Source organism: Aeromonas sp. R1-1, from assembly GCF_040908495.1.
Lineage (GTDB): Bacteria > Pseudomonadota > Gammaproteobacteria > Enterobacterales > Aeromonadaceae > Aeromonas > Aeromonas veronii.
This window is the reverse complement of record NZ_JBFODV010000250.1, coordinates 1-2,566: the sequence shown is the minus strand read 5'-3', so window position 1 is coordinate 2,566 and position 2,566 is coordinate 1. Positions and strand designations below refer to the sequence as shown.

Annotated in this window: 2 protein-coding genes and 1 pseudogene; all 3 read left to right on the top strand. The window is 64.0% G+C overall.

Annotated features, from left to right (window positions below; translation table 11 throughout):
* On the top strand, positions 1 to 730 hold a 730-nt coding region (locus tag AB5Y92_RS16720), incomplete at its 5' end, for an O-antigen ligase family protein (RefSeq protein WP_368227190.1).
* Positions 727 to 1,998, top strand: a complete 1,272-nt coding sequence (locus AB5Y92_RS16715) for a glycosyltransferase family 4 protein (protein ID WP_158109973.1) — start codon at positions 727 to 729, stop codon at positions 1,996 to 1,998. The genes AB5Y92_RS16720 and AB5Y92_RS16715, both read left to right, overlap by 4 nt.
* Positions 1,999 to 2,010: 12 nt before the next feature.
* A pseudogene (locus tag AB5Y92_RS16710) lies at positions 2,011 to 2,566 on the top strand (glycosyltransferase family 1 protein); the annotation flags it as partial.

Sequence of the window (2,566 nt, the reverse complement as noted above, 5' to 3'; positions counted from 1 at the left end):
GGTGGGAGGGCGTTTACTGGGGGGGCTCGGCTTTGCGCTGACCGCCGCCGCCATTATCGCCACCCAGAGCCGCGGTGGTCTGCTGGGTATCTGCGCCGTTGGTGGCCTGTTTGCCTGGCAGCGGGTGAAGTCGAAAACCCTGTTGATCTCGCTGGGGATGGTCGCGCTGGTGGTGCTGTTTGCCGCCGCCGGGATCAGCGACCGGGCATCTGGCGGCGCCGCCGAGAGCGGTGTCGATGCCTCGGCCATGGGGCGGATCTACGCCTGGCAAGCGGCCTGGGGGATGGCGTTGGGCCATCCGCTGGTGGGGGTGGGTTTGTCCAATTTCTATTACAACTATTTCTTCTACAGCCCCCATTGGGATGGACTCAATCATGCGGTGCACTCCACCTGGTTCGGGGTGCTGGCTGAAACCGGCTTTGTCGGGCTGGCGCTGTTTATCGGCATGGTGACGGTGACCCTGCGCAGTTGCTGGCGTTGCCAGCTCGCTGGCATGCCTCCTGCAGTGATCACGGCGATGCAGGGGGTGATGGCCAGCATGGTGGGGTTTGTGATTTCGGGATCCTTCCTGACCCAGGGCTTTACCTGGCCCATCTATCTGGAGCTGGCGCTGGCCGTCGCCGCCATCAAGTACGTACAGCAGGCGGCCACAGAGGTGAAGGCCACCGCTGAGGATCATCAGGAGGCAACCCGGTTGCCGGCAGTGCCACCAAAGGGAGCAAGAGGATGAACGCAACCCCTGTTTTGCTGGTTCACTACGGAGAGGACTGGATCCGCGGCAGCGAACGCTGCCTGCTGGATCTGCTGGCCCACCTCGATCGCAGCCGGTTTACGCCCCTGCTCTGGTGCAATAGCCCGACGCTGGCGGCAGAGGCGGCCACCCTAGAGGTCGAAACCATGGTCGAGCCGTTCAGCCTGCTGCTGGGATGGCAGGCGCCACGTTTTGATCTTGCTGCCCATCGGCGCCTCTCCCGGCGAGCCAGAGAGCTCATCACCGAGCGGCAGATTGGGCTGGTGCATGCCAACAGCGCGGCCCCTTGTCAGTGGCTGGTGGGGGTCTGTCGGGCGTTGCAGGTACCGCTGGTGTGCCACCTCCATGCCCGTTACCAGCCAAGAGACAGGTTCAGCCTGCGGGTTCATCAGGCAAGCGTGCTGATCGGGGTGAGCGAGCCGGTGTTGACCGGTTGGCGCCAGGATGGCTGCGCGGCCGAGCGGTTGATCCGGGTACCCAACGGGGTGGATGCCGCTCGCCTGAATGGCGGTGCTCACTGGCCGGTCGTCGGCATGTTGGGCTTGCCCCCGGGGGATATGATCATCGCAACCGTCGGCTCCCTGATCAAACGCAAGGGGATTGATCTGCTGATCCGCTCGCTGGCTGCCCTGATGGCATCGGGGGAGGAGGCCCAGTTGCTGATTATTGGCAGCGGTCCGGAGCGGGAAGCATTGATGGCGTTGGCTGTCGAGCTCGGGGTGGCCGAGCGGGTCCACTTTCTCGGCGAGCGGCCGGACAGCGCGGCTATCTTGCGGGGCGGGGTGGATCTGCTGGTCTCCGGAGCCCGTGAGGAGGTGTTTGGTCTGACGTTGGCGGAGGCGGGCATGTTGGGGCTCCCGGTCAGTGCCTATCGGGTGGGCGGCATCCCCGAAGTGGTGGAGGAGGGGGTGACTGGCTTGCTGGCAACCCCGGGGGATTGGGCCGAGATGGCTGATCACTGGCGGCAATTGAGCAATCCGCAGCGCCGATGTGAAATGGGGCGGGCCGCTCAACTGCGTGCCGCACAGTTGTTCACGGTGGCGCGCTACGTTGACGGGGTCACGGCGGTGTGGGACGCCGCGCTGGCTGGTCGTTGGCACGCCACGGCCCCCACACCCTTCCGACCACTCATTCACTGGGCGGGGCAACGACTCCTTGCCAGAGGGCGCAATATGCTGGCGAGTGGGATGGCAAGAGTGGCGCAAAAAGTGCAACTGGGGTTTGGCCGCCGCAAGGTGCCAGAGTAAGGGAGCAGCAAGATGAGCATGCAAACTGAGCCGGTGTTTGGAAAGATCATCGTCGTGGATCCCATCCCGTTTCGCGGTGGCTCCAAGGTTGCGACCGAAGTGCTGCTCGATGAGTTGGCCAAACGGATGCCCGAACTCACATGCCATGTGTTGACCCAGGATCCCGACTCCTGGCCCCGTTGTCAGCATCACCCCCTTTGGTTGCCCCACATATTGAAGGGGCGGGAGTCCGGCATCGGCTATCTGCTCAAACAGGGGTGGCAGACCCTGCTGATCCTCTGGCTGGTGTTGCGTCTGGGGCAGGTGAAGTGTCTGGTGGCGGCGTCCGGGCCGGGGGTGGATCTCTGCTGTTACTGGGCGGCCCGCTGGTTGAGGCGCCGGGTGGTTCAGCTGATCCATGGCCCTGTGGGTTGTTCGGGGCTCTCTGCCAGAGCCTTGCAACGGGCGAGTTTTGTGTTTTATCTCGAATCGACCCGCAGCTCCCTGGCAGCATTGCTGGCCCGGCTTGGCGAGACCGAGTTCCCGTCACACTGGCAGCCATTTACCAATGGTTTGAGCGAGATTGATT